The 26,707-nt window shown below is 60.9% G+C and carries 25 protein-coding genes and 1 pseudogene; 13 read left to right on the top strand and 13 right to left on the bottom strand.

Features of this window, described 5'->3' with window-relative positions; all coding sequences use genetic code 11:
• Nucleotides 1-111 precede the first annotated feature (111 nt).
• On the bottom strand, nt 112-867 hold the full coding sequence (locus FPT15_RS24710) for a hypothetical protein (protein ID WP_145165405.1): 756 nt from the start codon (nt 865-867) through the stop codon (nt 112-114).
• A 194-nt stretch (nt 868-1,061) separates the two neighbouring features.
• Here FPT15_RS24710 and FPT15_RS24715 point away from each other — a divergent pair, with 194 nt between their 5' ends.
• The gene (locus FPT15_RS24715; RefSeq protein ID WP_145165407.1) at nt 1,062-1,694 is read left to right on the top strand and encodes a flavin reductase family protein; all 633 of its coding nucleotides are present in this window, start codon (nt 1,062-1,064) and stop codon (nt 1,692-1,694) included.
• Nucleotides 1,695-1,818: 124 nt separating this feature from the next.
• Here the strand turns inward: FPT15_RS24715 and FPT15_RS24720 are convergent, their stop codons facing one another.
• Together FPT15_RS24720 and FPT15_RS24725 are read right to left on the bottom strand one after the other, a co-directional pair.
• Nucleotides 1,819-2,067 carry a hypothetical protein gene (locus FPT15_RS24720; protein ID WP_145165409.1) on the bottom strand — a complete coding sequence of 83 codons (249 nt, stop codon included), beginning with the start codon at nt 2,065-2,067 and terminating at the stop codon, nt 1,819-1,821.
• 44 nt (nt 2,068-2,111) lie between these two features.
• Nucleotides 2,112-2,453, bottom strand: coding sequence for an antibiotic biosynthesis monooxygenase family protein (locus FPT15_RS24725; RefSeq protein ID WP_145165411.1), 342 nt, complete (start codon nt 2,451-2,453; stop codon nt 2,112-2,114).
• Between the two features lie 327 nt (nt 2,454-2,780).
• Here FPT15_RS24725 and FPT15_RS24730 point away from each other — a divergent pair, with 327 nt between their 5' ends.
• Nucleotides 2,781-3,710, top strand: a complete 930-nt coding sequence (locus FPT15_RS24730; RefSeq protein WP_145165413.1) for an AraC family transcriptional regulator — start codon at nt 2,781-2,783, stop codon at nt 3,708-3,710.
• Nucleotides 3,711-3,834: 124 nt separating this feature from the next.
• On the opposite strand, the gene FPT15_RS24735 is transcribed toward FPT15_RS24730, so the two are convergent.
• The 4 genes from FPT15_RS24735 to edd all read right to left on the bottom strand — a co-directional run bounded on the left by FPT15_RS24735 (nt 3,835) and on the right by edd (nt 8,960).
• Entirely contained in the window at nt 3,835-5,262 is a 1,428-nt protein-coding gene (locus tag FPT15_RS24735) for an ATP-binding protein (protein WP_372241495.1), read from the bottom strand.
• Nucleotides 5,263-5,293: 31 nt separating this feature from the next.
• The gene (locus FPT15_RS24740; protein WP_106578348.1) at nt 5,294-6,028 is read right to left on the bottom strand and encodes a response regulator; all 735 of its coding nucleotides are present in this window, start codon (nt 6,026-6,028) and stop codon (nt 5,294-5,296) included.
• A gap of 152 nt (nt 6,029-6,180) precedes the next feature.
• Nucleotides 6,181-7,137 (bottom strand): glucokinase, encoded by a 957-nt coding sequence (locus tag FPT15_RS24745; RefSeq protein ID WP_145165416.1) that lies wholly within the window; start codon nt 7,135-7,137, stop codon nt 6,181-6,183.
• On the bottom strand, nt 7,134-8,960 hold the full coding sequence (edd, locus tag FPT15_RS24750; RefSeq protein ID WP_145165418.1) for a phosphogluconate dehydratase: 1,827 nt from the start codon (nt 8,958-8,960) through the stop codon (nt 7,134-7,136). The genes FPT15_RS24745 and edd overlap by 4 nt, the downstream gene beginning before the upstream one ends.
• Before the next feature lie 221 nt (nt 8,961-9,181).
• Between edd and gap the strand changes: the two genes are divergently transcribed.
• The 8 genes and pseudogenes from gap (at nt 9,182) to FPT15_RS30480 (ending at nt 18,238) form a co-directional block, all read left to right on the top strand.
• Entirely contained in the window at nt 9,182-10,183 is a 1,002-nt protein-coding gene (gene gap / locus FPT15_RS24755; RefSeq protein WP_083356951.1) for a type I glyceraldehyde-3-phosphate dehydrogenase, read from the top strand.
• Nucleotides 10,184-10,387: 204 nt separating this feature from the next.
• A complete protein-coding gene (locus FPT15_RS24760; protein ID WP_145165420.1) occupies nt 10,388-10,906 on the top strand; it encodes an RNA polymerase sigma factor in 519 nt (172 codons plus the stop codon).
• Nucleotides 10,907-10,980: 74 nt separating this feature from the next.
• Nucleotides 10,981-11,949, top strand: coding sequence for a FecR domain-containing protein (locus FPT15_RS24765; protein ID WP_145165422.1), 969 nt, complete (start codon nt 10,981-10,983; stop codon nt 11,947-11,949).
• A gap of 115 nt (nt 11,950-12,064) precedes the next feature.
• Complete coding sequence (locus tag FPT15_RS24770; protein WP_145165424.1) at nt 12,065-14,629, top strand: TonB-dependent receptor; 2,565 nt, start codon at nt 12,065-12,067, stop codon at nt 14,627-14,629.
• 151 nt (nt 14,630-14,780) lie between these two features.
• Nucleotides 14,781-15,389 (top strand): biliverdin-producing heme oxygenase, encoded by a 609-nt coding sequence (locus tag FPT15_RS24775; RefSeq protein WP_145165426.1) that lies wholly within the window; start codon nt 14,781-14,783, stop codon nt 15,387-15,389.
• Between the two features lie 169 nt (nt 15,390-15,558).
• Nucleotides 15,559-15,960: a YbaN family protein gene (locus tag FPT15_RS24780; RefSeq protein ID WP_145165428.1), complete on the top strand. Its 402-nt coding sequence runs from the start codon at nt 15,559-15,561 to the stop codon at nt 15,958-15,960.
• 280 nt (nt 15,961-16,240) lie between these two features.
• Nucleotides 16,241-17,380, top strand: a pseudogene (locus FPT15_RS30475) (HAMP domain-containing protein); the annotation flags it as partial.
• Between the two features lie 102 nt (nt 17,381-17,482).
• Nucleotides 17,483-18,238: a methyl-accepting chemotaxis protein gene (locus FPT15_RS30480; RefSeq protein WP_370004810.1), complete on the top strand. Its 756-nt coding sequence runs from the start codon at nt 17,483-17,485 to the stop codon at nt 18,236-18,238.
• Between the two features lie 138 nt (nt 18,239-18,376).
• On the opposite strand, the gene FPT15_RS24790 is transcribed toward FPT15_RS30480, so the two are convergent.
• Nucleotides 18,377-18,940, bottom strand: a complete 564-nt coding sequence (locus FPT15_RS24790; RefSeq protein WP_145165432.1) for an NAD(P)H nitroreductase — start codon at nt 18,938-18,940, stop codon at nt 18,377-18,379.
• 139 nt (nt 18,941-19,079) lie between these two features.
• Here FPT15_RS24790 and FPT15_RS24795 point away from each other — a divergent pair, with 139 nt between their 5' ends.
• The 3 genes from FPT15_RS24795 to FPT15_RS24805 are packed head-to-tail and all read left to right on the top strand — an operon-like array spanning nt 19,080 to nt 22,718.
• Nucleotides 19,080-20,519, top strand: a complete 1,440-nt coding sequence (locus tag FPT15_RS24795) for a di-heme oxidoredictase family protein (protein WP_145165434.1) — start codon at nt 19,080-19,082, stop codon at nt 20,517-20,519.
• A gap of 31 nt (nt 20,520-20,550) precedes the next feature.
• Entirely contained in the window at nt 20,551-21,615 is a 1,065-nt protein-coding gene (locus FPT15_RS24800; RefSeq protein ID WP_145165436.1) for an imelysin family protein, read from the top strand.
• Between the two features lie 2 nt (nt 21,616-21,617).
• Nucleotides 21,618-22,718 carry a DUF1513 domain-containing protein gene (locus FPT15_RS24805; protein ID WP_145165464.1) on the top strand — a complete coding sequence of 367 codons (1,101 nt, stop codon included), beginning with the start codon at nt 21,618-21,620 and terminating at the stop codon, nt 22,716-22,718.
• Between the two features lie 119 nt (nt 22,719-22,837).
• Here the strand turns inward: FPT15_RS24805 and FPT15_RS24810 are convergent, their stop codons facing one another.
• The 5 genes from FPT15_RS24810 to colR form a co-directional block, all read right to left on the bottom strand.
• Complete coding sequence (locus FPT15_RS24810; RefSeq protein ID WP_145165438.1) at nt 22,838-23,065, bottom strand: hypothetical protein; 228 nt, start codon at nt 23,063-23,065, stop codon at nt 22,838-22,840.
• Entirely contained in the window at nt 23,062-23,781 is a 720-nt protein-coding gene (locus tag FPT15_RS24815) for a lipopolysaccharide kinase InaA family protein (RefSeq protein ID WP_119736897.1), read from the bottom strand. The genes FPT15_RS24810 and FPT15_RS24815 overlap by 4 nt, the downstream gene beginning before the upstream one ends.
• A 4-nt stretch (nt 23,782-23,785) precedes the next feature.
• Nucleotides 23,786-24,466: a class I SAM-dependent methyltransferase gene (locus tag FPT15_RS24820; protein ID WP_145165440.1), complete on the bottom strand. Its 681-nt coding sequence runs from the start codon at nt 24,464-24,466 to the stop codon at nt 23,786-23,788.
• 188 nt (nt 24,467-24,654) lie between these two features.
• Nucleotides 24,655-25,935: a HAMP domain-containing sensor histidine kinase gene (locus FPT15_RS24825; RefSeq protein ID WP_145165442.1), complete on the bottom strand. Its 1,281-nt coding sequence runs from the start codon at nt 25,933-25,935 to the stop codon at nt 24,655-24,657.
• The gene (colR, locus tag FPT15_RS24830; RefSeq protein ID WP_003208587.1) at nt 25,925-26,608 is read right to left on the bottom strand and encodes a two-component system response regulator ColR; all 684 of its coding nucleotides are present in this window, start codon (nt 26,606-26,608) and stop codon (nt 25,925-25,927) included. The genes FPT15_RS24825 and colR overlap by 11 nt, the downstream gene beginning before the upstream one ends.
• Nucleotides 26,609-26,707: the final 99 nt, after the last annotated feature.

Below are 26,707 nucleotides of genomic sequence, written 5' to 3' on the forward strand. Positions count from 1 at the left end.
GCGGGCTTGCTCGCGGAAGCGCAGTGTCAGTCGATGTTGCTCTGACTGATCCACCGCATTCGCGAGCAAGCCCGCTCCCACATTTTGGTCTTCAGCGTTTCATAAACAGCGTCAGGTCAGCTCTAGGGGCTGCCGGCGCCCGTACCGGCGCTGCGCATACGACGCCCCGGCAATCATTACCACCAACACGCCCGCCAACACCGCCGATGAACCGATGGCGCCGAAATCCAGCCCGCCCTTTTCATGGGGCTTAGTGAGGAAATCGCCCAGGGTCGCACCGAACGGCCGAGTCAGCACAAACGCCACCCAGAACAACAGCACCGAAGAAATCTGGGTGACGTATTTGAGTGCTACCACCACCGCAATGGCCGAGCCGATCAGCAAGGCGCCACCGGCAAAACCCAACCCGGAGTCGTCCGCCAGGAAGTCACCCAACGCGGTGCCCAAGGTGTTGGAGAACAGAATCGCCATCCAGTAAAACAGCTCGCCGCGCAACGTCTGGACCTTGTTCACGTTCAGCGAATCACCGCTGAGGTGCCACAACGCGAAGATGATCATCAGGATCACGATCAGGATCATCGAGCCGGTGGCGTACCCGAGGCCCAAGGTGCGGTCCATGAAATCCGACATCGTGGTGCCGGCGGTACTCGTGGACAGAATCACGATCCAGTACAACACCGGGTTGTAGGTTTTCGACCAGAGCTGTGTCATCAGGGTGACGAGAAACACGCTGATCAAGATCATCGAACTGATGGCGTAGCCGACATTCAGGGTCATCGACAACAAATCCCCGGCGGTTTCGCCCAGGGTGGTTGCACAGATTTTCATGACCCAGAACGCCAGGGTGATCTGAGGAAGTTTGTTCATTGTGCGCAAGGCTCCGAAGCTCAGTCGTGCATTGGGCCGACGTATAGGGGGTGTCGACCTGGCGCGCAGACTGAACGGGACGCTGTGAAAAATAGGTGGGCAATCAATGAAAATTCCATCCGGCCAATGGAAATTCGCCGTCATGGATTGCACTATGGCTACCTCACAGCCCCCCGCAGCAGGAACCCCGGCCCATGTCTGACGATATCCATTTCTACGAACCCGCCAATGGCCACGGCCTGCCTCATGACCCGTTCAATGCCATCGTCGGTCCACGGCCGATTGGCTGGATTTCTTCCCACGACCGCGAAGGCCGTCTGAACCTGGCGCCCTACAGCTTTTTCAATGCGTTTAACTACATTCCGCCGATCATTGGGTTTTCCAGCGTCGGGCGCAAAGACAGCCTGAACAACATCGAACAGACCGGTGAGTTTGTGTGGAACCTGGCCACTCGCCCGTTGGCCGAGCAGATGAACCAGAGTTGCGCGGCGGTATCGCCAGAGGTCAACGAGTTCGAGCTGTCCGGCCTGACGCCGGTCGCTTCGAAAATCGTCAGCGTGCCGCGCGTGGGCGAAAGCCCGGTGTCGTTCGAATGCAAGGTGACGCAGATCATTCAGTTGCAGCGTGCCGACAAGGAAGTGGTGCCGAGCTGGCTGGTGTTGGGCGAGGTGGTCGCGGTGCACATTGCCAAGTGGCTGCTCACGGATGGGATCTATGACACGGCCGCCGCGGAGCCGATCTTGCGCGGCGGTGGCCCGGCGGACTACTTCCAAATAGAGCCGCAGGCACTGTTCAAGATGTATCGCCCAGGCGCCACTCAGCGCTGAGTGAAAGGCAAAAAAATGTGGGAGCGGGCTTGCTCGCGAAGGCGGTGGATCAGTCAATATTTTAGGTGACTGACACTGCGCATTCGCGAGCAAGCCCGCTCCCACATTGGATTGGTGGTGTTGATTAGTTAGCGGCAGGTGACCAGGTCAATTGCCCTTCTTCGTCCACGTCGACCAACCGCTCCAATTGCGCGGCAGCCGCATCGTCGGCGTCGTCAGCGGTCTTGAACGTGTGTCCTTCAAGGATCTTGTGAAACCTGGGGGCGCCCATGCCATCCAGTGCCTTGACGGCAATGGCAGCGCTGTAGCCACCCTCTTCTTCACGCACCAAGGCGGAAACGGCTTCGTGGTGGGCAAACTCTTTACGTGCCATGTTGCAGGTCCTGGCCAATGGGAAAGTCGGCCATTCTAACCTTCTCAACCGGCCAGTTGCAGGTACTCGCCGTAGGCATGCGCCGCGGATGCATCAGTAAAGGTCTGGAAGTCCATGCTGCGCACCACCATGTCGTTCAACAGCTCGGTGAAGACCATCAAGGCAGGCGAGTTGAAGTAGGCGCTCATCGCCTGCTCGCTGCTCCAGAAGCCGCAGACCAGCCACACATCGGGATCCACTTGGGAATGCTGCAACGAGAATTGCAGGCAACCCTGAGCCTGACGGCCCGGTTCGATCAAACTGCTCAAGCGTGCACCGAGTTCGGTGCTGCACCCGGTACGGGCACGGATAAAGGCCATATGGCTCGCGGGAATGGGGGTGGACATGTTCGACTCTCCCGTTGAGAAGTGATGCTCGGCAAGCACTGTGAGGGCGTGCTGCCACAGGATCAAAGATAACGACGCGGGTGCAGGCGCGGTTAGTCAATTCCTGCCGGCTTATTGCACAATCCTGCCAGAGGCGTAGATAAGACGTTTGGCCCCGGGGGTTTATTCCATGGCCATGTTCAGTGTTTCAGGCAGATGACAGGCACTGCACTTGCCTGATTCGCGACTTATCGCAGGATCAGGCAAGGATTGTGCAGGATCGACGTAACACTTTCTCAAAAGCCGCCGCTAAGCTGATCCCATCAAAAAGCTTGTAGAGGACACGTCATGTCGTCGTCGGAACATAAGTCCATTCCTCTCGATGCCGAGACGGAAAAACAGCGCGCCGAACTCGCCAGCATCGTGCACCGGCATACCTGGGAAGATGGCTCCTACGGCACGGCGATCACCTCGTTGTACCTCAACCGCCACAACACGCCGCGCGACTTCATGCCGGTGCTGGTGGAACCTGCGCTGTGCATTCTCGCCAGCGGCAGCAAGGAAGTACGCCTGGCTGACGAGATCTTCGCCTACGACCCGCTCAACTACCTGGTGTTCTCCGTGGCGATGCCGGTGGCCGGGCGGATCATCGATGCCACGCCTGAAGATCCCAACCTGTCGGTGCGCATCAATATCGACCCGGCGCAACTCACGGCGCTGATCGCCGAGGCCGGCCCGATGGGCGTGCCCTCGCGCCCGACTTCACGCGGCATGTACGTCGACCGCATCGACACCCAATTGCTCGACGCCGTGCTGCGCCTGGCGCGCCTGCTGGATACGCCCAAAGACATCGCGATGCTGGCGCCGTTGATCAACCGCGAGATTCTTTACCGCTTGCTGCGTGGGCCGCAGGGTTACCGGCTGTATGAAATCGCCGTGGCCAACAGTCAGAGCCATCGTGTGAGCCAGGCCATCAAGTGGCTGAACGGCAACTATGAACAGCCGCTGCGTATTGATGACCTGGCCCGCGAAGTGAACCTCAGCGTCTCGACGTTGCACCACCGCTTCAAGGCGATCACCGCGATGAGCCCGCTGCAATACCAGAAGCAGTTGCGCCTGCAGGAAGCCCGGCGCTTGATGATTGCCGAAGGGCTGGAAGCTTCGGCGGCGGGGTATCGGGTGGGGTATGAAAGCCCGTCGCAGTTCAGCCGCGAGTACAGCCGGTTGTTTGGGGCGCCGCCGCTGAGAGACTTGGCCAGAATGCGCCAAAGTATCTGACCCACCACAAGTCTCATTGGGGGAGCTGGCTTGCCTGCGATGGCGGTGTATCAGTCAAACATTAGCTGGCTGGCCCACCGCTATCGCAGGCAAGCCAGCTCCCACATTTGATCCTCGGAGTGCTTTAGTCCAAGGTCCGGGGCAACTGCAATGTGACGCGCAAACCACCCTCGCGCAAATTCTGCAAACTCACCTCACCGCCATGGCTGTGGGCGATGTTGCGCGCAATGCCCAACCCCAAGCCATAACCCTGCTGCTGCCCGGCCAACCGAAAGTGCGGTTCAAACACTTGCTCCAGCCGCTGCTCCGGCACGCCCGGGCCTTCGTCGTCGACGTGCAGGATAAATTCCGCGCCATCGTCTTCGATGTGCAAATGCGCGTTCTGCCCGTACTTCAACGCGTTGTCAATCAGGTTACCGATGCAGCGCTTGAGCGCCAGCGGTTTGCCTGCATACGGCGCCAGGGCGCGGCCATTCTGGGTGATGCGGCCATTGCCGTTGGGCGCCAGGTACGGCTCCACCAGGCAATCAAGGACGTGATTGAGGTCGACCGGCTCGATGTTTTCGTGGATGTCAGTGTCTTTCACGCATTGCAGCGCGCCCTTCACCAGCAACTCCAATTCATCCAGGTCGCGACCGAACTTGGCTTGCAGGTTCTCGTCTTCGAGCAGTTCCACGCGCAGGCGCAAGCGGGTGATCGGCGTGCGCAAATCGTGGGAAATCGCGCTGAACAATTGGCTGCGCTCGGTCAGGTAACGGCTGATGCGTTCGCGCATGGCGTTGAACGCACGGCCCACTTCCACCACTTCGCTGCCGCCGCCTTCGGCCACCGGCTCGACATCCGCGCCCAGGGACATATCACGCGCCGCCCGCGCCAGACGCTTGAGCGGTCGGCTTTGCCAGTGCACCAGCAGGCCGATAAACAACAATAGAAAACCGCTGGTCAGCACGATAAACCACACCTGCTGCGACGGCAGGCCTTGTTCCTCAAGGCTGGTGTAGGGCTCAGGCAACAACGAGGCGATGTACAGCCATTCGCCCGGCGCCAGCTGGATCTGCGTGACCAGCACCGGCGGATTCACCGGTTCCAGGGTCAACGCGTAATGCGCCCAGGACCGCGGCAGTTCATCGAGCTTCAGGCCAGCGTTGAAAATGCGCAGGTCTTCGGCACTGACGAACTCCACCGAGATATGCACGTCGCCGCCCAGGGTCTGGCGCAAGACTTCGTCTACCGCTTGCAGCACCGCCTGTTTGCGCGGGGTCTGCGGCAATATCTGCATATCCAGAGGTCGGTCGTTGAGGGTCACCACAAAACGTGTGCCGCCCATGCTGCGCAACTGGTCCAGCACCAGCGGGCGGTAGGCCACTGGCAACGAGCGGAAATAACTCACGCTGGCCGTCATCGAGTGCGCCAGGCTGCGGGCGCTCGTGACCAGGCCTTCGAGCTGGGTGGCGCGCAATTGCGAGACCCAGATCACGCTGGACAGCGCCTGGGCGAACAGTACCGCGAGCAAGGTCAGCAGCAACATCCGCCCCAGCAGCGAGCGCGGCACCGGAAAACGGCGGCGGCGCTCGCTTAAATGCTCAGTGGGCATTGCCGGCAACCACGCTGGCTGCCAGTTGGTAACCGCTGCCGCGCACGGTGCGGATCAGCCGTGGGGGTTTTTCGGTATCGCGCAGGCGTTGGCGCAGGCGGCTCACGGCCATGTCGACGATACGGTCCAGCGGCATCAGGTCGCGGCCACGGGTGGCGTTGCCGATGGTGTCGCGGTCGAGAATTTGTTGCGGGTGATCGAGAAACAGTTTGAGCAGGGCAAAATCGGCGCCGGAAAGAATCACCTCTTCGCCGTCCACGTGAAACAGGCGATGGCTGATCATGTCCAGTCGCCATTCATCAAACACCCACACATCGCCGCCGCTGCTGCGCTCCTGGCCGAACTGGGCGCGGCGCAACAGGGCTTTGATTCGCGCTTGCAGCTCGCGCGGGCTGAAGGGCTTGCCGATGTAGTCGTCGGCGCCCAGCTCCAGACCGATCACGCGGTCGGTTTCATCGGAACTGGCAGTGAGCATGATGATCGGCACCTGCGCCTGGCGCGGGTGCTGGCGAATCCAGCGGCAAAGGCTGAAACCGTCTTCGTCGGGCAGCATCACATCGAGGATGACCAAATCGCACGGCGCCTCGTTCATCGCCTGGCGAAACCCTGCACCATCCGGCACGCCACGCACCTGGAAGCCGGCGCGACTGAGGTAGGTTTGCAGCAATTCGCGGATTTCCTGGTCATCGTCGACGAGGAGAATCGATTTACTGATTGCGCTCACGGGGTCCTCCTTGTTGTTATGGCCAAGCTTGAGTCATCTGTTGCTCTTGAGGCCCTATCGCGGGCAAGCCCGCTCCCACTTTAAACTCATTCCAACTGGATGAATGCGGTTGAATGTGGGAGCGGGCTTGCTCGCGAAGAGGCCATCACTGCCTATGCAAAAGCCTGCTCCAGCGCCACACCCGCCCCAGTCAACCCGGAATACGGCGCGGTCACCAACCACACCGGAATGCCTTTGAAATAATCGCTCATGCAGCCTTTGTCGCTGAAGCTCTTGGCGAAACCGCTGTTGATAAAGAAGTCGGCAAAGCGTGGGATGACCCCGCCCACGATATACACGCCACCGCGTCCACCGGTGGTCAGCACGTTGTTGCCGGCCACGCGGCCCAGCCAGATGCTGAACTGGTTCAACACTTCGATCGCCACCGGGTCCCCGGCCAGGCCGGCTGCCGTAATGGCTTCGGGCGTGTCCAGCACCGGCGTGTGCCCGTCGACCGCGCAAATCGCGCGGTACACCCGTGGCAGGCCGCCGCCGCTCAAGGCGGTTTCGGCACTGACGTGCCCGATCTCGGTGTAGATGTGCTGCCACAGCTGGGTTTCACGCGGGCTGCTCAGCGGCAGGTCGACGTGGCCGCCCTCGCCCGGCAGCGCCGTATATCGGCCTTCGCCCAGGTCCAGCAAGGTGCCGACGCCAAGGCCGGTGCCCGGCCCGATCACCACCGCCGGGCGCAGCGGTTCCGGCGTGCCTTCGCAGACCACGCGAAATTCGTCGGGCTTGAGGCGAGTCATGCCCAGGGCCATGGCCGTGAAATCATTGACCAACAGCAGCTCATCCACCTGCAAGGTTTTACAGAATGCAGTTTTGCTCAGGCGCCAGTGATTGTTGGTGAATTTAAATTCATCGCCACTCACTGGCCCGGCCACCGACAGGCATACCGCGCCGATGTCCCCGATTTCCAGGCCTTCTTCCTTGAGGTAGACCTTGATGGCCTCCTCAGGGCTGTGGTGATCCGCGGTGGCATGCACGCGGATCGAGTGCAGCTCCTGATCCCGCCACAACGCAAAACGGGCGTTGGTACCACCGATGTCACCGACCAGCGCAAGCTTCACTTAAGCGTCTCCAAGGCAGAGGTAAAGGCGCTGGCGCCCTGCTCTGCGGAGCTTGCGGCCAAGCGCATAAATGCAAACAGCTCACGCCCCGCCCCCACGTTGTTGCCCAACAGGCCCGTGGCAGGCGTGCGCGCTGCGAATTCTTCGGCGTCCACCTTAAGCTCCAAGGTGCCGTTCACGCCATCCACGCGAATGATATCGCCATCTTTGACCCGCGCCAGCGGCCCGCCGCTTTGAGCTTCGGGGTTGACGTGAATCGCGGCAGGGATCTTACCCGACGCGCCGGACATACGCCCGTCTGTTACCAATGCCACTTTGAAGCCACGGTCCTGCAATACACCCAGGAACGGCGTCATCTTGTGCAATTCCGGCATGCCGTTGGAGCGCGGGCCCTGGAAGCGCATCACCGCGACAAAGTCTTTTTCCAACTCACCGGCCTTGAAGGCGTCGGCCAGATCCTGTTGATCCTGGAAGACCACGGCCGGCGCTTCGACGATCTGGTGCTCCGGGGCAACGGCGGAGACTTTCATCACACCACGGCCGAGGTTGCCTTCCATCACGCGCAAGCCGCCTTCCGGCGAGAACGCACGGGCCACGGGGCGCAGGATGGTTTCGTCGAGGCTTTCGATCGGGCCGTCGCGCCAGATCAGCTCGCCGTCGACCAGGAACGGCTCCTGGGTGTAACGGCTCAGGCCCTTGCCGGCCACGGTGTTGACGTCTTCGTGGAGCAGGCCGGCTTCGAGCAGTTCGCGGATCAGGAACGACATGCCGCCCGCCGCCTGGAAGTGGTTGATGTCGGCCTTGCCGTTTGGATACACGTGGGACAGGGTCGGCACCACCTCGGAGAGGTCGGCCATGTCCTGCCAGGTGAGGATGATGCCCGCCGACATGGCGATGGCCGGCATGTGCAGGGTGTGGTTGGTGGAACCGCCGGTGGCGTTGAGCGCGACGATGGAGTTGACGATGGATTTTTCGTCGACGATCTCGCCGATCGGCGTGAAGTTGCCATTGGCTTTGGTCAGGCGCGTGACCTGGTGCGCGGCTTCGCGGGTCAGCGCGTCACGCAGCGGCGTGTACGGGTTGACGAACGAGGCGCCTGGCAAGTGCAGGCCCATCACTTCCATCAGCAGCTGGTTGGTGTTGGCGGTGCCGTAGAAGGTGCAGGTGCCGGGGCTGTGGTAGGACTTCATCTCCGATTCCAGCAGCTCTTCGCGGGTGGCCTTGCCTTCGGCGTAGCGCTGGCGCACGTCAGCCTTTTGCTTGTTGGAGATGCCCGAGGGCATCGGGCCGCCTGGCACAAAGATCATCGGCAGGTGGCCGTAGCGCAGCGCGCCCATCATCAGGCCGGGGACGATCTTGTCGCAGATGCCCAGCATCAGCGCGGCGTCGAACATGTTGTGGGACAGCGCTACCGCCGTCGACATGGCAATGACTTCACGGCTGAGCAGGCTCAGCTCCATGCCGGGTTCGCCTTGGGTCACGCCATCGCACATGGCAGGCGTGCCGCCGGCAAACTGGCCGACCGAGCCGACTTCGCGCAGGGCCTTTTTGATCTGTTCAGGGAAATGTTCGTACGGCTGGTGCGCTGAGAGCATGTCGTTATATGAGGAAACAATCGCCACGTTGGCGGCGTTCATCATGCGCAGACTATTTTTATCTTCAGTGCCGCAGCCCGCCACGCCGTGGGCGAAGTTGGCGCATTGCAGCTTACCGCGCATCGGGCCGTCGCTGGCGGCGCCGCGAATGAGCGCAAGGTAAGCCTCGCGGGTTGCACGACTGCGGGCGATAAGCCGTTCGGTGACCTCAATTACGCGGGGATGCATGTGTAGAACTCCAGGCTAACGGATGTGGCGACCCTCGTTCCTATGCTGATCAAACGCCCGCAGCTCATGGGATGGCAGGGTGTCGTTTGTATCATCGGACCAGTTGATTCAGGTCACTCGTTGTAGATTGAACAAAATATTGCCACTAAAAAGGCTTGTTTTCTATTTTTATGCGAATAATCTTGTAATTCTTACAACAAATCGACGACAGGCACTTTCCAATGACTCTTCGTATCGCAATCAATGGTTTTGGCCGTATCGGCCGTAATGTCCTGCGCGCACTGTATACCCAAGGCTACCGCCAGGATTTGCAGATCGTCGCCATCAATGATTTGGGCGACAGTTCGATCAATGCCCACCTGCTCAAATACGACACCGTACACGGTACTTTCGAAGCAGAGGTTGCCCACGATCAGGAAAGCCTGACCGTCAATGGTGACCGGATTGCCGTCAGTGCCATTCGCAACCCCGCTGACCTGCCGTGGGCTGCGCACAAGATCGACGTGGTGTTTGAATGCACCGGTCTGTTCACCGACCGTGACAAGGCGGCCGCTCATATTACCGCCGGCGCGCGCAAGGTAATCATCTCGGCCCCCGCCAAAGGCGCAGACGCCACGGTGGTGTACGGGGTGAACCATGACATTTTGCGCCAATCGCACCAGATCATCTCCAACGCTTCCTGCACCACCAACTGCCTGGCGCCTGTGGCTCAGGTGCTGCACCGCGAGCTGGGCATCGAGAACGGCTTGATGACCACCATTCACGCCTACACCAACGACCAGAACCTGACCGACGTCTACCACACCGACCCGTACCGCGCGCGCTCGGCCACCCAGAACATGATCCCAAGCAAGACTGGCGCCGCTGAAGCGGTAGGCCTGGTGCTGCCGGAACTGGCGGGCAAGCTGACCGGCATGGCGGTGCGTGTACCGGTGATCAACGTGTCGCTGGTCGACCTCACCGTGGAGCTGAAGAAAGAAGCCACCGCCGAACAAGTCAACGCGCTGCTCAAAGAAGCCAGTCAGCACTCGAAAATCCTCGGCTACAACACCCTGCCGCTGGTTTCCAGTGACTTCAACCATAACCCGCTGTCGTCGATTTTCGATGCTAATCACACCAAGGTCAGCGGCAAGTTGCTCAAAGTGCTGGCCTGGTACGACAACGAGTGGGGTTTCTCCAACCGGATGCTGGATAACTGCCTGGCGCTGTGCAACGCCGAGTAAGCCCGGTTTGTGTGGGAGCTGGCTTGCCTGCGATACCATCACCTCGGTTTGACTCAAATACCGATGTGCCTGCATCGCGGGCAAGCCCGGCTCCCACAAAAGCACTCGCCCACATTTGATCGGTGCAGGCTCACAGCAATAGCCACTTGCCATTTCCGTTGATGATAAGCATTATCATTAACTGCAAATCGATCTGGTAGCACTGTGAGCCAATCTCGCTTCAACCAAGTCTTTATCACCCAACGGGTGATTCTGCTTCGCACCTTGCAGCGGATGGTGAATAACCACAGCACCGCCGAGGACCTGCTGCAGGAAACCTACCTGCGCGTCACCCGGGCCCTCAGTGAGCGGCCGATCGACCACCTCGAACCCTTCGTCTACCAGACTGCCCGCAACCTGGCGCTGGACCACCTGCGTTCGCGGCGCATTCAAGCCCGCACGCTGCAGGAAGATGTCCCGCTGGACGTGCTGCAAAGTGTCGCCGCGCCCATCAGCACGCCCGAAGACGCCACCCAGACCGAGCAATTGCTCGAACACCTGAGCATCAGCCTCGGCCAGCTGAGCGCTCGCCAACAGCAGATATTCATCCTCAGCCGCCTGCACGGTTGCAGTTACCAAGAGATTGCCGACCAGTTGCAAGTGTCCTTGAGCACCGTGCAAAAGGAACTGAAATTGATCATGGCCATCTGTGTAGGAGTGGCTGAACGGCTGGATCAGCCTTAAGCTTCAGCCGACAGATGTGGCGATCCAGTCTGTAGGAAAGATGAATAGAACGTGGCGAAGACCCGAGGAACACCGTGACAGACCCGAATAAACTGCGCCCCCATGAGCTGGCTCATGAGGTGTTGCAAGACACTGCTATGGACCAGGCCCTTGATTGGCTGATCGTCTTGCAGTGCCCGCAACCCGGGCAGCAAGCGCAGTTCGATGCCTGGCTGGCCAGTGACCCGGCACACGTACACGCGTTCAACAAAGCCCAAACCGCCTGGGGCGGCGCGCCGGTACACAGCGCCGCCGTGGCCCTGGCAGCGCCGCGCAAACCGAGCGTCTGGCGCCGGATAAAACCGCATTGGAAACCCTTGGCCACCGCCGCCGTGCTGTTGATCGGCCTGTTCAGCTTCAGCAACCTGCCCGTGCGCCTGCAAGCCGACCACCTCACCGTCGTCGGTGAACGCCAGCGCGTGCAATTGGACGACGGCTCCAAAGTACTGCTGAACACCAACTCGGCGTTTTCCAGCAGCATCAAAGACCACCAGCGCATCGCCCGCCTGTACCAGGGCGAGGCGTTTTTTGAAGTTGCGCCCAACCGCGGCCTGCCCCTGGAGATTGACGCCGGGCCGGTGCGCGCCAGCGTAAGCGACACCGACTTCGCCGTGCGCTACCTCAACGGCGAGGCCCAGGTGCAGGTGCAGCGCGGTGACGTCGACCTGAGCAATACCTTCGACGATGCCCGTGTGCGCCTGCGTGCCGGTGAGAGCATCCGCATCGGCCCCAAAGGCTTTGGCCAACCCGCCAAGCTGGATGTGAGCAAGGACCTGGCCTGGGTTCAAGGTCGGCTGGTGTTCGAAAACTGCCCGATGAGCGACGTGCTGGCCGAGCTGCGCCGCTATTACCCGGGCTGGATCATCAACACCAACGACAAGCTCGCCAGCACAGCCGTCACCGGCAACTACCGCCTCGACCAGCCGCTGGACGTGGTGCGCTCGCTGGCGCACATCACCTCGGCCACGCTTTCGGAATACCCGGCGCTGGTCATTTTGAACTAAATGAGAATTATTTTTACTCGATGTTAACCGGCGGTACGTCTCGTTATAGCCAATGCAACTGATTCCTATTTGATTCGGTTCGCAACTATAAGATTCGTACTCCGGAGCGCTCTCGATGTCCTCTCGTTTCAATCGCCGGTCTTCCTCGCCCGTCCTGTCATTGCTGACCGCTGCCATGCTGCTGGCCAGCGCGCCAGTCATGGCCGCCACTGCCGCCGAGCCGGTTGCCCGCAGCCACGGCAACTACAATTTCAGCATCGAGCAGCAGCCGTTGGTCTCGGCGCTGAACGCGTTTACCGCCGTGACCGGCTGGCAAGTCGGCCTGCCGGCAGAGCTGGGCCAAGGTGTCTCGTCCCCTGGCGCACGCGGCCCGCTGTCACCCGAAAAAGCCCTGGACCGGTTGTTGGTGGGGACCAACCTGAGTTATCGCAAACTGGGCACTAACAATATCGTGCTGGAAAAACGCGCAGCCGGCAGCGTGCTCAACCTGCAACAGGTGACCATCAGCGCCACGCGTAACGAACAGGACGTCAACAGCGTGCCCAGCACGGTCACTGTGCATGATCGCCAGGAACTGGACCGCCAGAACGTCAACACCATCCGTGAACTGGTGCGCTACGAGCCCAACGTGTCAGTCGGCGGCGCAGGCACCCGCGCCAGCAACGCGGGCTACAACATTCGCGGCATCGACGGCGACCGCATCCTCACCCAAGTCGACGGCGTCGAAGTGCCGGACAATTTCTTCAACGGCCCCTACGCCAAGACGCGCCGCAACTACGTCGACCCGGAAATCGTCAAGCGCGTGGAAATCCTGCGTGGCCCGGCCTCGGCCTTGTACGGCAGCAGCGCCATCGGCGGCGCGGTCAGCTACTTCACCCTCGACCCGGACGACATCATCAAGCCCGGCCAGGACGTCGGCGCCCGCCTGAAAACCGGCTACAGCTCCGCCGACGACAGCTGGCTGACCTCCGGCACCGTTGCCGGCCGCGTGCAGGACTTCGACGGTTTGCTGCACTTGAGCCAGCGCAATGGCCATGAAATGGAATCCTACGACGGCAACAACGCCACCGGCCTGGCCCGCACCGGCGCCAACCCGGAAGATGCGCGCACCACCAATATCCTGGCCAAATTGGGCTGGAACTATGGCGATGACAACCGACTGGGCCTGACTTATGAGAAGTTCAAGGATGACCGCGACGTTAACCTGAAAAACGCCGTGGGCGGCCCGTTCATCGGCGGTCGCGGGATGAATTTGTACCGCGCCCGCTCCGGCAACGACACCATCACTCGCGAGCGCTTCGGCCTGGAAAACACCTTTGCCCTCGAGTCGCCGATTGCCGATCGCATCAAGACCAGCCTGAACTACCAGATCGCCAAGACCGACCAGACCACCGCCGAAATCTACCAGGCGGGCCGTCGCGTATTACGCACCCGTGACACGCTTTACGAAGAAAAACAGTGGGTCTTTGACGCCCAACTGGACAAGGCCTTCAACATTGGTGAAACCGATCACCAAGTGACCTATGGCACCACACTCAAACAGCAGAAGGTCACCGGCTCGCGCGAAGGCTCGGCCTCCTGCCTCGCCGTCGGCTCGGGTTGCACAGCCATCGGCGCACCCAGCCCACAAGCCAGCGACAGCGTGAAAAAATCCAGCGACTTCCCGGACCCGACCATCAACACCTACTCGCTGTTCGCCCAGGACCAGATCACCTGGAACAAATGGACCTTCCTGCCGGCAGTGCGCTATGACTACACCCAGCTCAAACCCAAGCTGACCCAGGAATTCCTCAACACCGTAAACCCGACCGGCGCCTACCCGGTCAGCGACAAAGAAAAAACCTGGCACCGTGTAACGCCCAAATTCGGCCTGACCTATGCGCTGACCGAGCAATACACCTGGTTCGGTCAATACGCCGAGGGTTTCCGCACGCCATCGGCCAAGGCGCTCTATGGTCGCTTTGAAAACCTTAACCTGGGCTACACCGTCGAGCCGAACCCGAACCTCAAGCCGGAAACCAGCAAGGGCATCGAAACCGGGATTCGCGGCAATTTCGACGAGGGCTCTTTCGACATCGCGGTGTTCTACAACAAGTACCGCAACTTTATCGACGAAGACGCCTCGGTCGCCGGCGGTGACATACAAACCTTCGAAGCCAATAACATCAAGCACGCCACCATCAAAGGGGTTGAAGCCAAGGGCCGCCTGAACCTCGACGCGTTCGGCGCACCGCAAGGCCTCTACACCCAAGGCTCGGTCGGTTACACCTACGGCCGCAACGACGACAACGGCGAGCCGCTCAACAGCGTCAACCCGCTTAAAGGCGTGTTCGGCCTGGGCTACGAGCAAGAGCAATATGGCGCGTTGGTCAGCTGGACGCTGGTCAAGAAACAGAACCGCGTCGACAGCACCACCTTCCACGCACCGGATGGCAGCACCAGTGCGCCGTTCAAAACGCCAGGCTTCGGCATCGTCGACCTAACCGGTTATTACAAAGTCACCGACGATGTAACCATCAACGGCGGCCTCTACAACCTCACCGACAAAAAGTACTGGAACTGGGATGACGTGCGCAGCTACGACGGCGTCGGCGAAGCCGGCGTGACAGCGCCCGCCAACCTCGACCGCCTGACCCAGCCCGGCCGCAACTTCGCGATCAACCTGATCTGGGACATCTGACAGCACTTCACCCAAATGCCGTCTCCTCACCTCGCCGGAATTTCACCGGCGAGGTGAGGATTTTTTACTGTGCCGCGTCTTCTTGTTCGTCTAGTTGATAACAGCTCTCTTTAGGGCACCCAGGCGCTACTCTTCTCAAGGACTTTTTTCGATGACCGCTTCCCCTACCGCAGAACGCCCAAGCCTGCGCTCCCAGCGCCTGAACCAGATCACCAACGCGCCCCACACCAAGCTCGATGCGCTGGTCAAAGCCCACGCCCCGTTCGAAACCCAAGCCAACTTCGCCCGCTTCGTGGTCGCGCAGTACCTGTTCCAATCGGAACTGGTGGCCCTGTACAACGACCCTGAGTTGATCAAGATCGTCCCCGATCTGGCTGAACGCTGCCGCGCCGAAGCCGCCAAGCTGGACCTCGGCGACCTGGACACCGAAGTGCCTGCACCGGTCGCCGGCGCTGTCAAGAACCCGAGCAAGGCCGAAGCCCTGGGCTGGCTGTTCGTCTCCGAAGGCTCCAAGCTGGGCGCTGCGTTCCTGATCAAACGCGCCGTGGGCCTGGGCCTGAGCGAAACCTTCGGCGCCCGCCACCTCGGCGAGCCGGCCGGTGGCCGTGCTGAAGGCTGGAAAAGCTTTACCCGTACCCTCGACGGCCTTGAGTTCAGCGCCGAAGAAGAAGCCGCAGTAGAAAAAGGTGCAATCGACGCGTTTGTGCGCTTCACCGTGCTGCTGGAACAGGCGTACGCTAGCGCCCCTGAATTGGCGTAAATGTTCCGATAAACACTGGCTCAATGTGGGAGCTGGCTTGCCTGCGATGGCGGACTGCCTGTCTACACATCGGTGCCTGGCCCACCGCTATCGCAGGCAAGCCAGCTCCCACATTTGAGCGCATTCCAATTCAAATAATTTGTAACCTCCTCAGCAGATAAGCTTCAGCATGACCGGCAAAACCCAATCCACCTCAAAAATCGCGCAGATCCTCTTCGGCCTGCTGGCCTACGTCAGCCTGGGCATTGGGTTGGTGGCGATTGTCATACCGGGTTTGCCCACCACTGAATTCATCCTGCTTGCCGCCTGGGCCGCGACCAAAAGTTCGCCGCGCCTGAGTGCCTGGCTGGAAAACCACCGGTTGTTCGGGCCGATCCTGTTCAATTGGCGCAACGGCAAGATCATCGCGCGCCGTGCCAAAGTCAGCGCCACCGTCAGCATGCTGCTGTGCGCGGGTTTGATGCTGGTGATGCTCGATCACGGCTGGCCGATCTACCTGGCAATCGCCGGCATGAGCCTGGGCAACCTGTGGATATGGTCACGCCCGGAACGGCTTGCAGCCCCCGTATAGCGCAGCGTGTAGTCTTTTTCCTACCGCTCATCGCCTTTCCCTCATGAAACATCTCGTTACGCCGATGTTCCGGACATAGCGCCGAATGGACTTGGCTCGCCCTGCTTGCAGGTCAACAAGTCCAATCGCGAGTGAACCCATGTTCGACACCCTCTCTATCCGCTTGAAAATCGTGCTGCTGTCCGGCCTCTGCCTGTTGGGGGTGATTGCACTGGTCGTCGGCGTCAACCTCTACGAAGCCGATCAGAACAACCGACTGGTCAGCGATTCAAGCTCGCGAATGCTCACCAACAGTGTGCAGAACCTGTTGCAAGCCAAGGCCGGCGAACAGGCGGTACAGCTGCAGAAAACCTTTGGCGAAAGCCTGGTGGTGGTCACCGCACTGGCCGACCAGATCAAGGGCCTGCGCACCACCGCCGCCAAGCGCGGGCTGGAAGCGGGTGCACTGCGTGAAGAACTCAACCAGAGCCTCAAGACCGCCTTTGAGCGCAACACCAAGGTGCTGGGAATCTGGCTGTCGTTCGAACCCAATGGCCTGGATGGCAAGGACAGCGAATTTGTCAACGACAAGGCCCGCGTCTCGAATGAAAAAGGCCGCTTTTCCAGCTACTGGAGCCGCGCCGCCGGTGAAGGCCTGAACACGGTGATGGTCGAGGAAGACCTGACCAAAACCACCCTCAATCTCAGCGGCACGCCCTACAACATTTGGTACACCTGCCCACGGGACACGCGCACTGTTTGCCTGCTTGACCCGTACTCCGACGACGTGGCCGGCAAGCAAGTGCTGATGACCACCCTCTCGCTGCCGTTGATCGTCGACGGCAAGGTCATCGGCGTAGTGGGCGTGGACCTGGCCCTCAACACCCTGCAGGCGGTGACCGACGCAGCACAAAAAGAACTCTTCGACGGCGCCGCGCACCTGGAGATTCTCTCCAGCACCGGCTTGATCGCGGCCTACAGCGGCGAGCCGGCGCGGGTCGGCAAAAACCTGATCGACATCCTGGGCGCCGAGGGCAAAGAGATTGTGCAATTGCTGGCCAACGACACGCGCACGATCCGCGAGCAAGACGACACGATCCGCGCCGTGTACCCGGTCAAGCCGATTGCCGACGCCAAGTCCTGGGGCATCGTGATCAAACTGCCCAAGAACGTGATGCTGGCTGACACCTTGAAACTGCAAGGCGTCCTCGACAACGCCCAGGAAGCCGGCACGCTCAAGGCCTTGCTGGTCGGCGCCGCCGCCGCATTGCTGGGCCTGGTGCTGATCTGGCTGACCGCCACCGGCGTGACCCGCCCGATCAACACCGTGGCCGCAATGCTCAAGAACATCGCCAGCGGCGAAGGCGATCTTACCCAGCGCCTGACTTACGCTAAAAAAGATGAACTGGGCGAGTTGGCGAACTGGTTCAACCGCTTTCTCGACAAGCTGCAACCAACCATCGCGCAGATCAAACAAAGCATCACCGAAGCACGCGGCACGGCTGATCAGTCGTCAGCCATCGCGCGCCAGACCAGCGAAGGCATGCAGGTGCAGTTCCGCGAAATCGACCAGGTTGCCACGGCGTCCAATGAAATGAGCGCCACCGCCCACGACGTGGCCAACAGCGCGTCCAACGCTGCCAGCGCGGCACGCGGCGCGGACCAGTCAGCACGCGAGGGCATGTCGATCATTGAGCAAAGCACCCGCGACATCACCACCCTCGCCGAAGAAGTCAGCAAGGCGGTGAGCGAGGTCGAGGCCTTGGCGGTGAACAGCGAGCAGATCGGTTCGGTGCTGGAAGTGATCCGCAGCATTGCCGAGCAGACCAACCTGCTGGCCCTCAACGCCGCCATCGAAGCGGCGCGCGCCGGGGAAAGCGGGCGTGGGTTTGCGGTGGTGGCCGACGAAGTGCGCAATCTGGCCAAACGCACACAGGATTCGGTGGAAGAAATTCGCCTGGTGATCGAGCGCATCCAGAGCGGCACCCGTGGCGTGGTGGCAACCATGCATTCCAGCCAGCATCAGGCCCAGAGCAATGCCGGGCAGATCCATCAGGCCGTGCAAGCGTTAGGCAAGATCAGCGACGCGGTCACAGTCATCAGCGACATGAACCTGCAAATCGCCAGCGCCGCCGAGCAGCAGAGCGCCGTGGCCGAAGAGGTCAATCGCAATGTCTCGGCAATTCGCACCGTGACCGAAACCCTCACTGGCCAGGCCACCGAGTCGGCGGCCATCAGCAGTCAACTGAATGCCTTGGCCAGCCAGCAGATGAAGTTGATGGATCAGTTCAAGGTGTAACACCACTGCTGAAACCGATAGAGGTCTCTGTGGGAGCCGGGCTTGCCCGCGATGGCGGTGGGTCAGTCCATACCTTTATGGCTGACACACCGCTATCGCAGGCAAGCCAGCTCCCACAAAGAGCAGAACTGCAGAGGTTTAAAGGCCAGTCCACGCCTGAACAAACGCCGCCACATCTTCCTTGGGCGCAACACGCGGCGGGTTCTGCGGCGTGCCCAGATAAAGGAAGCCAATCACTTCCTCATCCGCCGTCAGCCCCAGGCCTTTGGCGACGTGAGGCGAGTAAGACAACTCACCGGTGCGCCACACGGCACCAATGCCCTGTGCATAAGCCGCCAGCAGAATACCGTGGGCCGCACACGCAGCCGCCAGCAGTTGCTCGGATTTTGGCACCTTGAAGTGTTCTTGCAGGCGGGCAATCACCACCACCACCAACGGCGCGCGCAGTGGGCCGTTCTGGGCTTTGTCGATGGCGGCTTGCGGCGCGTCGGCGTCCTGCAGGCGCGCCGCTTCGGCCAACAGCGTGCCCATCTGCTCGCGGGCCGCGCCTTCGACGGTGAGAAAACGCCATGGGCGCAACTGGCCGTGGTCCGGCGCACGCATGGCGGCGGCGAACAGCACATCGCGCTGCTCCTGGGTCGGTGCCGGTTCCAGCAAACGCGGCACGGAAACACGGTTGAGCAAAGCGTCGAGAGCCTGCATTGGCCACCTCCAGAGAAAAATGTGCGGCCATTCTAGCGGGAATGAATCGGATTCGACCAAACGATAATTGCTCTTATTCATTGAGCCCCGCCCTGTTAGACTTTGCGGCCTAATTTTGGCCATTGCTTCAGGAAACTTGATGTTCGGTTCGCTTTTTCGCCTGTCCGCAGCGTTGATGGCCTTGAGCCTGACCGCCTGCGATGACGCCCCACGTTTCACCAAGGCCGAACCTGGTGAAGCGCGAGCCGGCGGCGCGACGACGGTGAACAAGCGCGACCAGAACGCCTTTTCCCTGCCCTCGGCCAACCTGGCGCCGACCCGCCGCCTGGACTTCAGCGTCGGCAACAGCTTCTTTCGCAGCCCGTGGGTGATCGCGCCGTCCACCACCACCGCGCGCGACGGCCTGGGCCCGCTGTTCAATACCAACGCCTGCCAGAACTGCCACATCAAGGACGGCCGGGGTCACCCACCACTGCCCGACGCGCCCAATGCGGTGTCGATGCTGGTGCGCCTGTCGATTCCCGTGCCGATGACAGAGCCTGCGCCCTACGCCAAAATCATCGAGCAGCTCGGCGTAGTGCCCGAGCCGGTCTACGGCGGGCAATTGCAGGACATGGCCGTGCCGGGCGTGGCGCCGGAAGGCAAGGTGCGCGTGGATTACACACCGGTCAACGTGACGTTCAAGGACGGCACCGTGGTCGAGCTGCGCAAGCCCGACCTGCACATCACCCAGCTCGGCTACGGCCCGATGCATCCGGATACACTTTTCTCGGCGCGCGTCGCCCCGCCCATGATCGGTCTGGGCTTGCTCGAAGCCATCAGCGACGCCGATGTGTTGCGCAACACCGACCCGAAAACGGCCGACAAAGAAGCCCTCGTCGGCCGCGCCAATTGGGTCTGGGATGACGCCCGGCAGAAAACCGTGCTCGGGCGCTTTGGCTGGAAAGCCGGGCAACCCAACCTCAATCAACAAAATGTTCACGCGTTTTCTGGTGATATGGGCCTCACCACGTCCCTGAGACCCTTTGATGACTGCACCGACGCCCAGGTCGCCTGCAAACAGGCCCCCAACGGCAATGGCCCCGATGGCGAGCCGGAAGTCAGCGATAACATCCTGCGCCTGGTGCTGTTCTACACCCGCAACCTCGCCGTGCCGGTGCGCCGTGGCGTCAACACGCCGCAGGTGCTGGCCGGGAAAAACCTGTTCTACCAGGCCGGTTGCCAGGGCTGCCACAAACCCACGTTCACCACGGCCGCAGGCGCCGCCGAACCCGAACTGGCCAACCAAGTGATTCGCCCCTACAGCGACCTGCTATTGCACGACATGGGCGAAGGCCTTGCCGACAACCGCAGCGAATTCAAGGCCGGTGGCCGCGACTGGCGCACGCCGCCGTTGTGGGGCATTGGCCTGACACAGACCGTCAGTGGCCACACCCAGTTTTTACATGATGGCCGCGCCCGCAACCTGCTCGAAGCCGTGCTGTGGCATGGCGGTGAAGCACACGCGGCGCAGCAGCATGTGCTGTCCTTTAATGCCGAGCAGCGTGCCGCGTTGCTGGCGTTCCTGAATTCTTTATAAGCTTTGCCGCACTTACAGAAGGGAGCTCGACATGTTTCGTCCCAAGTTGTTGTTCACAAGCCTGGCCGCCCTCGCCCTCGGCGCCTGCTCGCCGCAGGACCCGCAAGCGGTGACCTCGGCGGCCATCGCCAAGCAAGTGATCCTGCCGACCTACAGCCGTTGGGTTGAAGCCGACCGCCAACTGGCCGTCAGCGCCCTCGCCTACTGCCAGGGCAAAGAAAGCCTGGAGACCGCCCGCGCCGACTTCCTCCACGCGCAAAAAGCCTGGGCCGAGCTGCAACCGCTGCTGATCGGCCCGCTGGCCGAGGGCAACCGTTCGTGGCAAGTGCAGTTCTGGCCGGACAAGAAAAACCTGGTCGGCCGCCAAGTCGAACAACTGGTCACCGCCCAGCCGCAGATCGACGGCGCGGCCCTTGCCAAGTCCAGCGTGGTGGTACAAGGCCTTTCGGCCTACGAATACATCCTCTACGACGCCAAGACCGACGTCGCCGACGAAGCCCAGAAAGCTCGTTATTGCCCGCTGCTGGTCGCCATCGGCGAGCGCCAGAAAGCCTTGGCTGAAGAGATCCTGGCGAGCTGGAACAGCACCGACGGCATGCTCGCGCAGATGACCAAGTTCCCCAACCAGCGCTACGCCGATTCCCACGAAGCCATCGCTGACCTGCTGCGCGTGCAAGTCACTGCGCTGGACACGCTGAAGAAAAAACTCGGCACGCCGATGGGTCGCCAGACCAAGGGCATCCCGCAACCGTTCCAGGCCGATGCATGGCGCAGCCAGTCTTCCCTGCAAAGCCTGGAAGCCAGCCTGGCTGCGGCCCAGACCGTGTGGGCCGGCGTCGACAACAAAGGCCTGCGTGGCTTGTTGCCGTCGGAGCAGAAGCCGTTGGCCGACAAGATCGACGCCGCCTACGCCGCGTCTTTGAAGCTGTTCGCCAGCAATCAGCGCACGCTCAATGAAATGTTGGCCGACGACGCCGGCCGCCAGCAGCTCAACGACATTTACGACAGCCTCAACGTGGTCCACCGCCTGCACGAAGGTGAGCTGGCCAAAGCGCTGGGCATCCAACTGGGCTTTAACGCCAACGACGGTGACTGATGATGCTCAGGCGACAGGCTTTGGCGGTGGGCAGCGTGCTGCTCAGCGCACTCACGTTGGGCGGTTGGACGCTGTTCAAGCAGAAGGGCTCGAACAGCCCACTGCTGCTGTCCGCACGGGATGATGCGGACGGCAAGCACTACGCCGTGGGTTATCACCTGGACGGCAAGCAGGTGTTTGCCACCCAGGTTGGCCAGCGTTGCCACGACATCATCAACCACCCGACGCTGCCAATTGCACTGTTTGTGGCCCGTCGCCCGGGCACTGAGAGTTACTTGATCAACCTGCGTGATGGCGCGTTGCTGCAGACCATCACGTCGAATGCCAATCGCCATTTCTATGGGCATGCGGTGATCCACAAGAGCGGCGACTGGTTGTATGCCACCGAGAACGACACGTCCGACCCGGGCCGTGGGTTGCTGGGTGTGTATAAGTTCGAAGGCGAACGGCTGGTGCACAGCGGCGAGATGTCCACCCACGGTATCGGGCCGCACCAGGTCTCGTGGATGCCCGACGGAGAAACCCTGGTGGTGGCCAACGGCGGGATTCGCACCGAGGCGGAAAGCCGGGTTGAGATGAACCTCAATGCAATGGAGCCGAGCCTGGTATTGATGCACCGCGATGGCCGGTTGATCAGCAAGGAAACCCTGGCCCAGCAGATGAACAGCGTGCGTCATATGGGGATTGCCGGCGACGGCACAATTCTCACGGGGCAGCAGTTCATGGGGCCGTCTCAGGAAAGGTCCGAGTTGCTGGCGATCAAGCGACCGGGGCAGCCGTTTGTGACGTTCCCGGTGGCGGATGAGCAGCTGCAGGCAATGGGGCATTACACCGCCAGCGTCGCAGTGCACAGTGAGTTACGCCTGGTCGCGCTGACGGCGCCACGGGGCAATCGCTTTTTTATCTGGGACATGGACAGCGGCGAACTGCGCCTGGATGGGCCTTTGCCCGACTGCGCCGGCGTGGGTGCGGTAGCGGACGGGTTTGTGGTGACTTCAGGCCAGGGACGCTGCCGCTTCTACGACTGCCGCCAAAAGCAGTTGGTGGCTAAGCCGTTGGAGCTGCCGTCCGGGTTTTGGGATAACCATCTGCACGTGATTTGAAATCGGCATCTGTCCGTGACTGCGTAACGGACAGGTGCCGGGCCCCAAATCAACAGCCAAAAAAAAGGCCTCGCATCGCAAGGCCTTTTTTGGGGGGTTGAATCTATTCAACGCTGTATTCAGCTCTGCGGCCTCATGCCCTGAGACATCCCGAACATGAACAACAACAACTCATGATCAGGCTTGACCGCCACATTCGCCTTGGCGATGCGCGGTAACGGACACTGCCCGCCCCCTTGCACAGCACTGAGCACTTGTGTCCGAGGCAGCTCCCACGCAGCCAGCGCCAGGGCTGAAATGCCCAACGCGCCGACCAGGAACAAACCTCGTGCTATTTCTAGCTTCATCTGGTTAAACCCTTGATAGCGCTGCCAAACGCCGTCTCGTAAAAGTAGCTGAGTTTTTTCCAGTCGGTATCGTTCCACGACGAATGGCGCCGCAGTTGCAGCATGTCATGGGACGCCGCCCGATAAGCGGTCAAACGCTGCCGGCATTTTTCAAAATCCAGCAACGCCACTTCTACTTTGGCCGAGTCGCCTTCGCCGGTTACGCGTACGAACACATGCTTGATGTACAGGCAGCCATGCTGCCAGCGGCCTTTGTGCATACGTGCCAGGGTGCCCGCCAATTCCTTGAGCAAGCGCTCATGCACCGCCTCACCGTATTGCTCACGACCACCGGCGGCGTACCAGTTTTCGATTTCGTCGAAACCGTCGAGCGACGCAGTCACCAACAACGCTTTCCATTGATGCTCAGGGTCGCGACGTGCCTCGCAGAACACCAGCTCCGGCACGCGTACATTCAATGAACGCAAACCCCTGAGGGCATCACGCTCACGCAGTACGGTCGGGCGCCCAAACGGGTGAAGCCAGCTGCGATAGATGTGACCGGTCTGGCGTTTGCTGTAAAGCAAGCGGCCGTTGGGGCTCATCACGCGTTGCACACCACTTTCACCGCCACGTCGGCGATTGGGTTCTTCAACCCACTCGCCCTGCAGGCGCCAGAAAAAATCGAATCGTTCCTCGGGAGCTACATGACTGCCTACTACGCACTCAACTGCCATCCTGTTACCTCTTACGCAATACATATACTCGCCACATGGCGTAGAGCGGTATGAAGTCCAGGGATTCCTGAACACGGAAACCGGCCTGCTCAAACTCTGCCTCGACAGTAGCAGCCGGTAACACAAACCGGTTTTGGTAACCTTCTTGCTCACCTTTGTTGCGACGTTTCACTTCGGCGCGTTTGCGTTTCCAGGCCTTGAAATTGCCATCCACCCACAGCGAAATAATCACGCTGTCGCGGGTAACCCGCTGAAATTCTCGCAGTATTGTCATCCTGTGCGCCGGATCACCAATGTGGTGCAGCAAGCGCATGCAGAAAATACTGTCGACCGAGTTATCCGGTAAATCGATATCAAAGGCAGACGTCTGCAAGGGTCGTACCCGTTTCACCACGTCCGCTGGCTGAGCAACGGTCGCGACCTTGAGCATCGACGCTGAATTATCGGCCCCGATAATCACACGGTTGGGTTTCTCAGCCAACAGCGGCCAGAAGCGCCCGGCGCCGCACGGCAGGTCCAGCACCAGGCCAGGTTCGCCGGCCATGGCCAGCGCACCCCGCGCCAATTGCTCGTCGCGCTTGTGGGACAACCGGCGAGCCAGATTGTCCTGATGCTTGAGCAAATAATTTTGCGCGTGCTGATCGTCGTACTTTTCAGAAAAATCGAGCTTGATCGGGGTAGACATCAACGGATCTCCGGTAACTGATGCCTACAACCTTATGCAGCGAACTGTGATCAACAGGTCAACCCGTTGTGAAAAACTTGTCCTGTCCAATCTCATACATTTCAAGACTTTACAGATACAAGCAATAGCATGGGGCCATCTTCGCCGATTTACGGGGATGTCTGGCAGGATAACGGCAGGGGCAAGTGTCAGGGCTTGACCTGACTCAACTGCACGTGAAAACGACAGCCGTTGGGTTCCATCGTGCTGAGGCTGACCGTCCACCCCTGGTTCTCACAGATACGCTGCACCAGCGACAAACCCAGGCCAAGCCCTTCGCCACGCTTTTCGCTGCCACGCACGAACGGCTCGAACATCGCCTCACGCTTGTCTTCTGGAATCCCCACGCCAGTGTCCTCTACCACAAAACCGCTGGGTTCGAGGGTCAGGCGGATGAAGCCCTGCTCGGTGTAATGCAGGGCATTGCGCAACAGGTTGCCCATAACGGCGTGGAGAAAAGTGGTGTTGTAGCGCGCGTCCGAAGGGTTACCTGGCTGGTAGATCAACGCCAGGCCTTTGCGCTCGATCGGCTCGCGCCAGATGCCGAGCAAATCGTCCGCCACCTGCGCCAGCGTGACCTGCGGCGACATGGCCGCTTCATCGTGTTCGGCACGGGCCAGCATCAGGAAGGTCTGCACCAGCTCGCGCATTTCTTCGCAGGCGCGCGCGATGCGCTCAACCTGATTGCGGCCGCGCTGATCGATCGCCGGGTTTTCCAGCAACAGTTCGCAGGAGCTGGCCAGCACCATCAAAGGCGTGCGCAATTCATGGCTGACGTCACTGGTGAACAATTGCTCGCGTGATAACGCCTGACGCAGACGCCCCAGCGTGGCATCGAAGGCCACGGCCAGTTCGCCGACTTCATCCGCCGCATAATCGGGTGCCAGCGGTGGCGCCAGGCCCAGCAACTGGTCGCGATGACGCACCTGGCGAGCGAGCCGAACCACCGGCGCCATCACTTTGCGCGCCAACACCCAACCAAGGAACACCGCCAGCGCCAGGCTGAGCACGAAGCCCACCAGCACCACGGCAAATAAAACCCGCTCGCGCTCCTCGAAGTCGCTCTGGTCCTGCAGCAGGACATACCGACGGCCATCCACCACTTCGACCATGGCGTGGTAAGACAGCGCCTCGCGGAACACCTCATGAAAGCCGGGTTCCAGGTGCCGCAAATCCTTGGGCAGCTCGAAATCCCCGCGCCCGCCACTGAAATAGAACAGCTGATCGGGCTCCGGACGGTGGCTCCAGTCCTCGACGCTGTCCATCAACAACAGCCGTTGCAGGTCGCCGCCCAAGCCCGCCGAAATCAGTTTTTCTTCTACCAGGTGCACGGTCGCAACGATGCCCATGGCGAACGCCCCTGCCACCAACGCACTCATCAAGGCAAAGGCGATGATGATCCGCTGGGCAAGGCTTTGCTTAAACTCCATCACGACCCTCGGCCAGGCGATAACCCACACCGTGCACGGTTTGCAGCAGCGGTTTGGCGAAGGGTTTATCGATCACTTGGCGCAATTGGTGGACGTGGCTGCGCAGGCTGTCGCTGTCCGGGCAGTCATCGCCCCACAAGGCTTCCTCGAGAATTTCGCGACGCAGCACATGCGGGCTTTTTTGCATCAACACCGCGAGCAACTTCAGGCCCACGGGGTTGAGTTTGAGCAGGCGCCCCTCGCGGGTGACTTCCAGGGTATCGAGGTCGTAGTTCAAGTCGCCAACTTGCAGGGCGCGGCGGCCGCCACCCTGGGCACGGCGCAGCACGGCTTCAATGCGGGCGGCCAACTCCGACAGGGCGAACGGCTTGAGCAAGTAATCATCGGCGCCGGACTTGAAGCCCTGCAGCCGGTCATCCAACTGGTCGCGGGCGGTGAGCATGATCACCGGCGTGTCGCGACGGGCGTCTTCACGCAGGCGTTTGCACAAGGTGTAGCCATCGATGCCAGGCAGCATGATGTCGAGCACGATCAAGTCGTAATGCTCGGTAGCGGCCAGGTGCAGGCCCGACAAACCGTCCTGCGCACAGTCCACGGTGTAGCCCTTTAGCCCCAGGTAATCGGCCAGGTTGGCCAGAATATCGCGGTTGTCTTCAACCAATAAAATTCGCATGGGCAGTGTCTCCGTACGCGGTAACGGCCGTGTTGGCTCGCGCAGCTTAAGGCCAAGTGTGGCTCAGGGATAGACCTCAGAGCCGTGTCGATAAAGGTT

It is taken from the genome of Pseudomonas sp. RGB, assembly GCF_007713445.1.
GTDB lineage: Bacteria > Pseudomonadota > Gammaproteobacteria > Pseudomonadales > Pseudomonadaceae > Aquipseudomonas.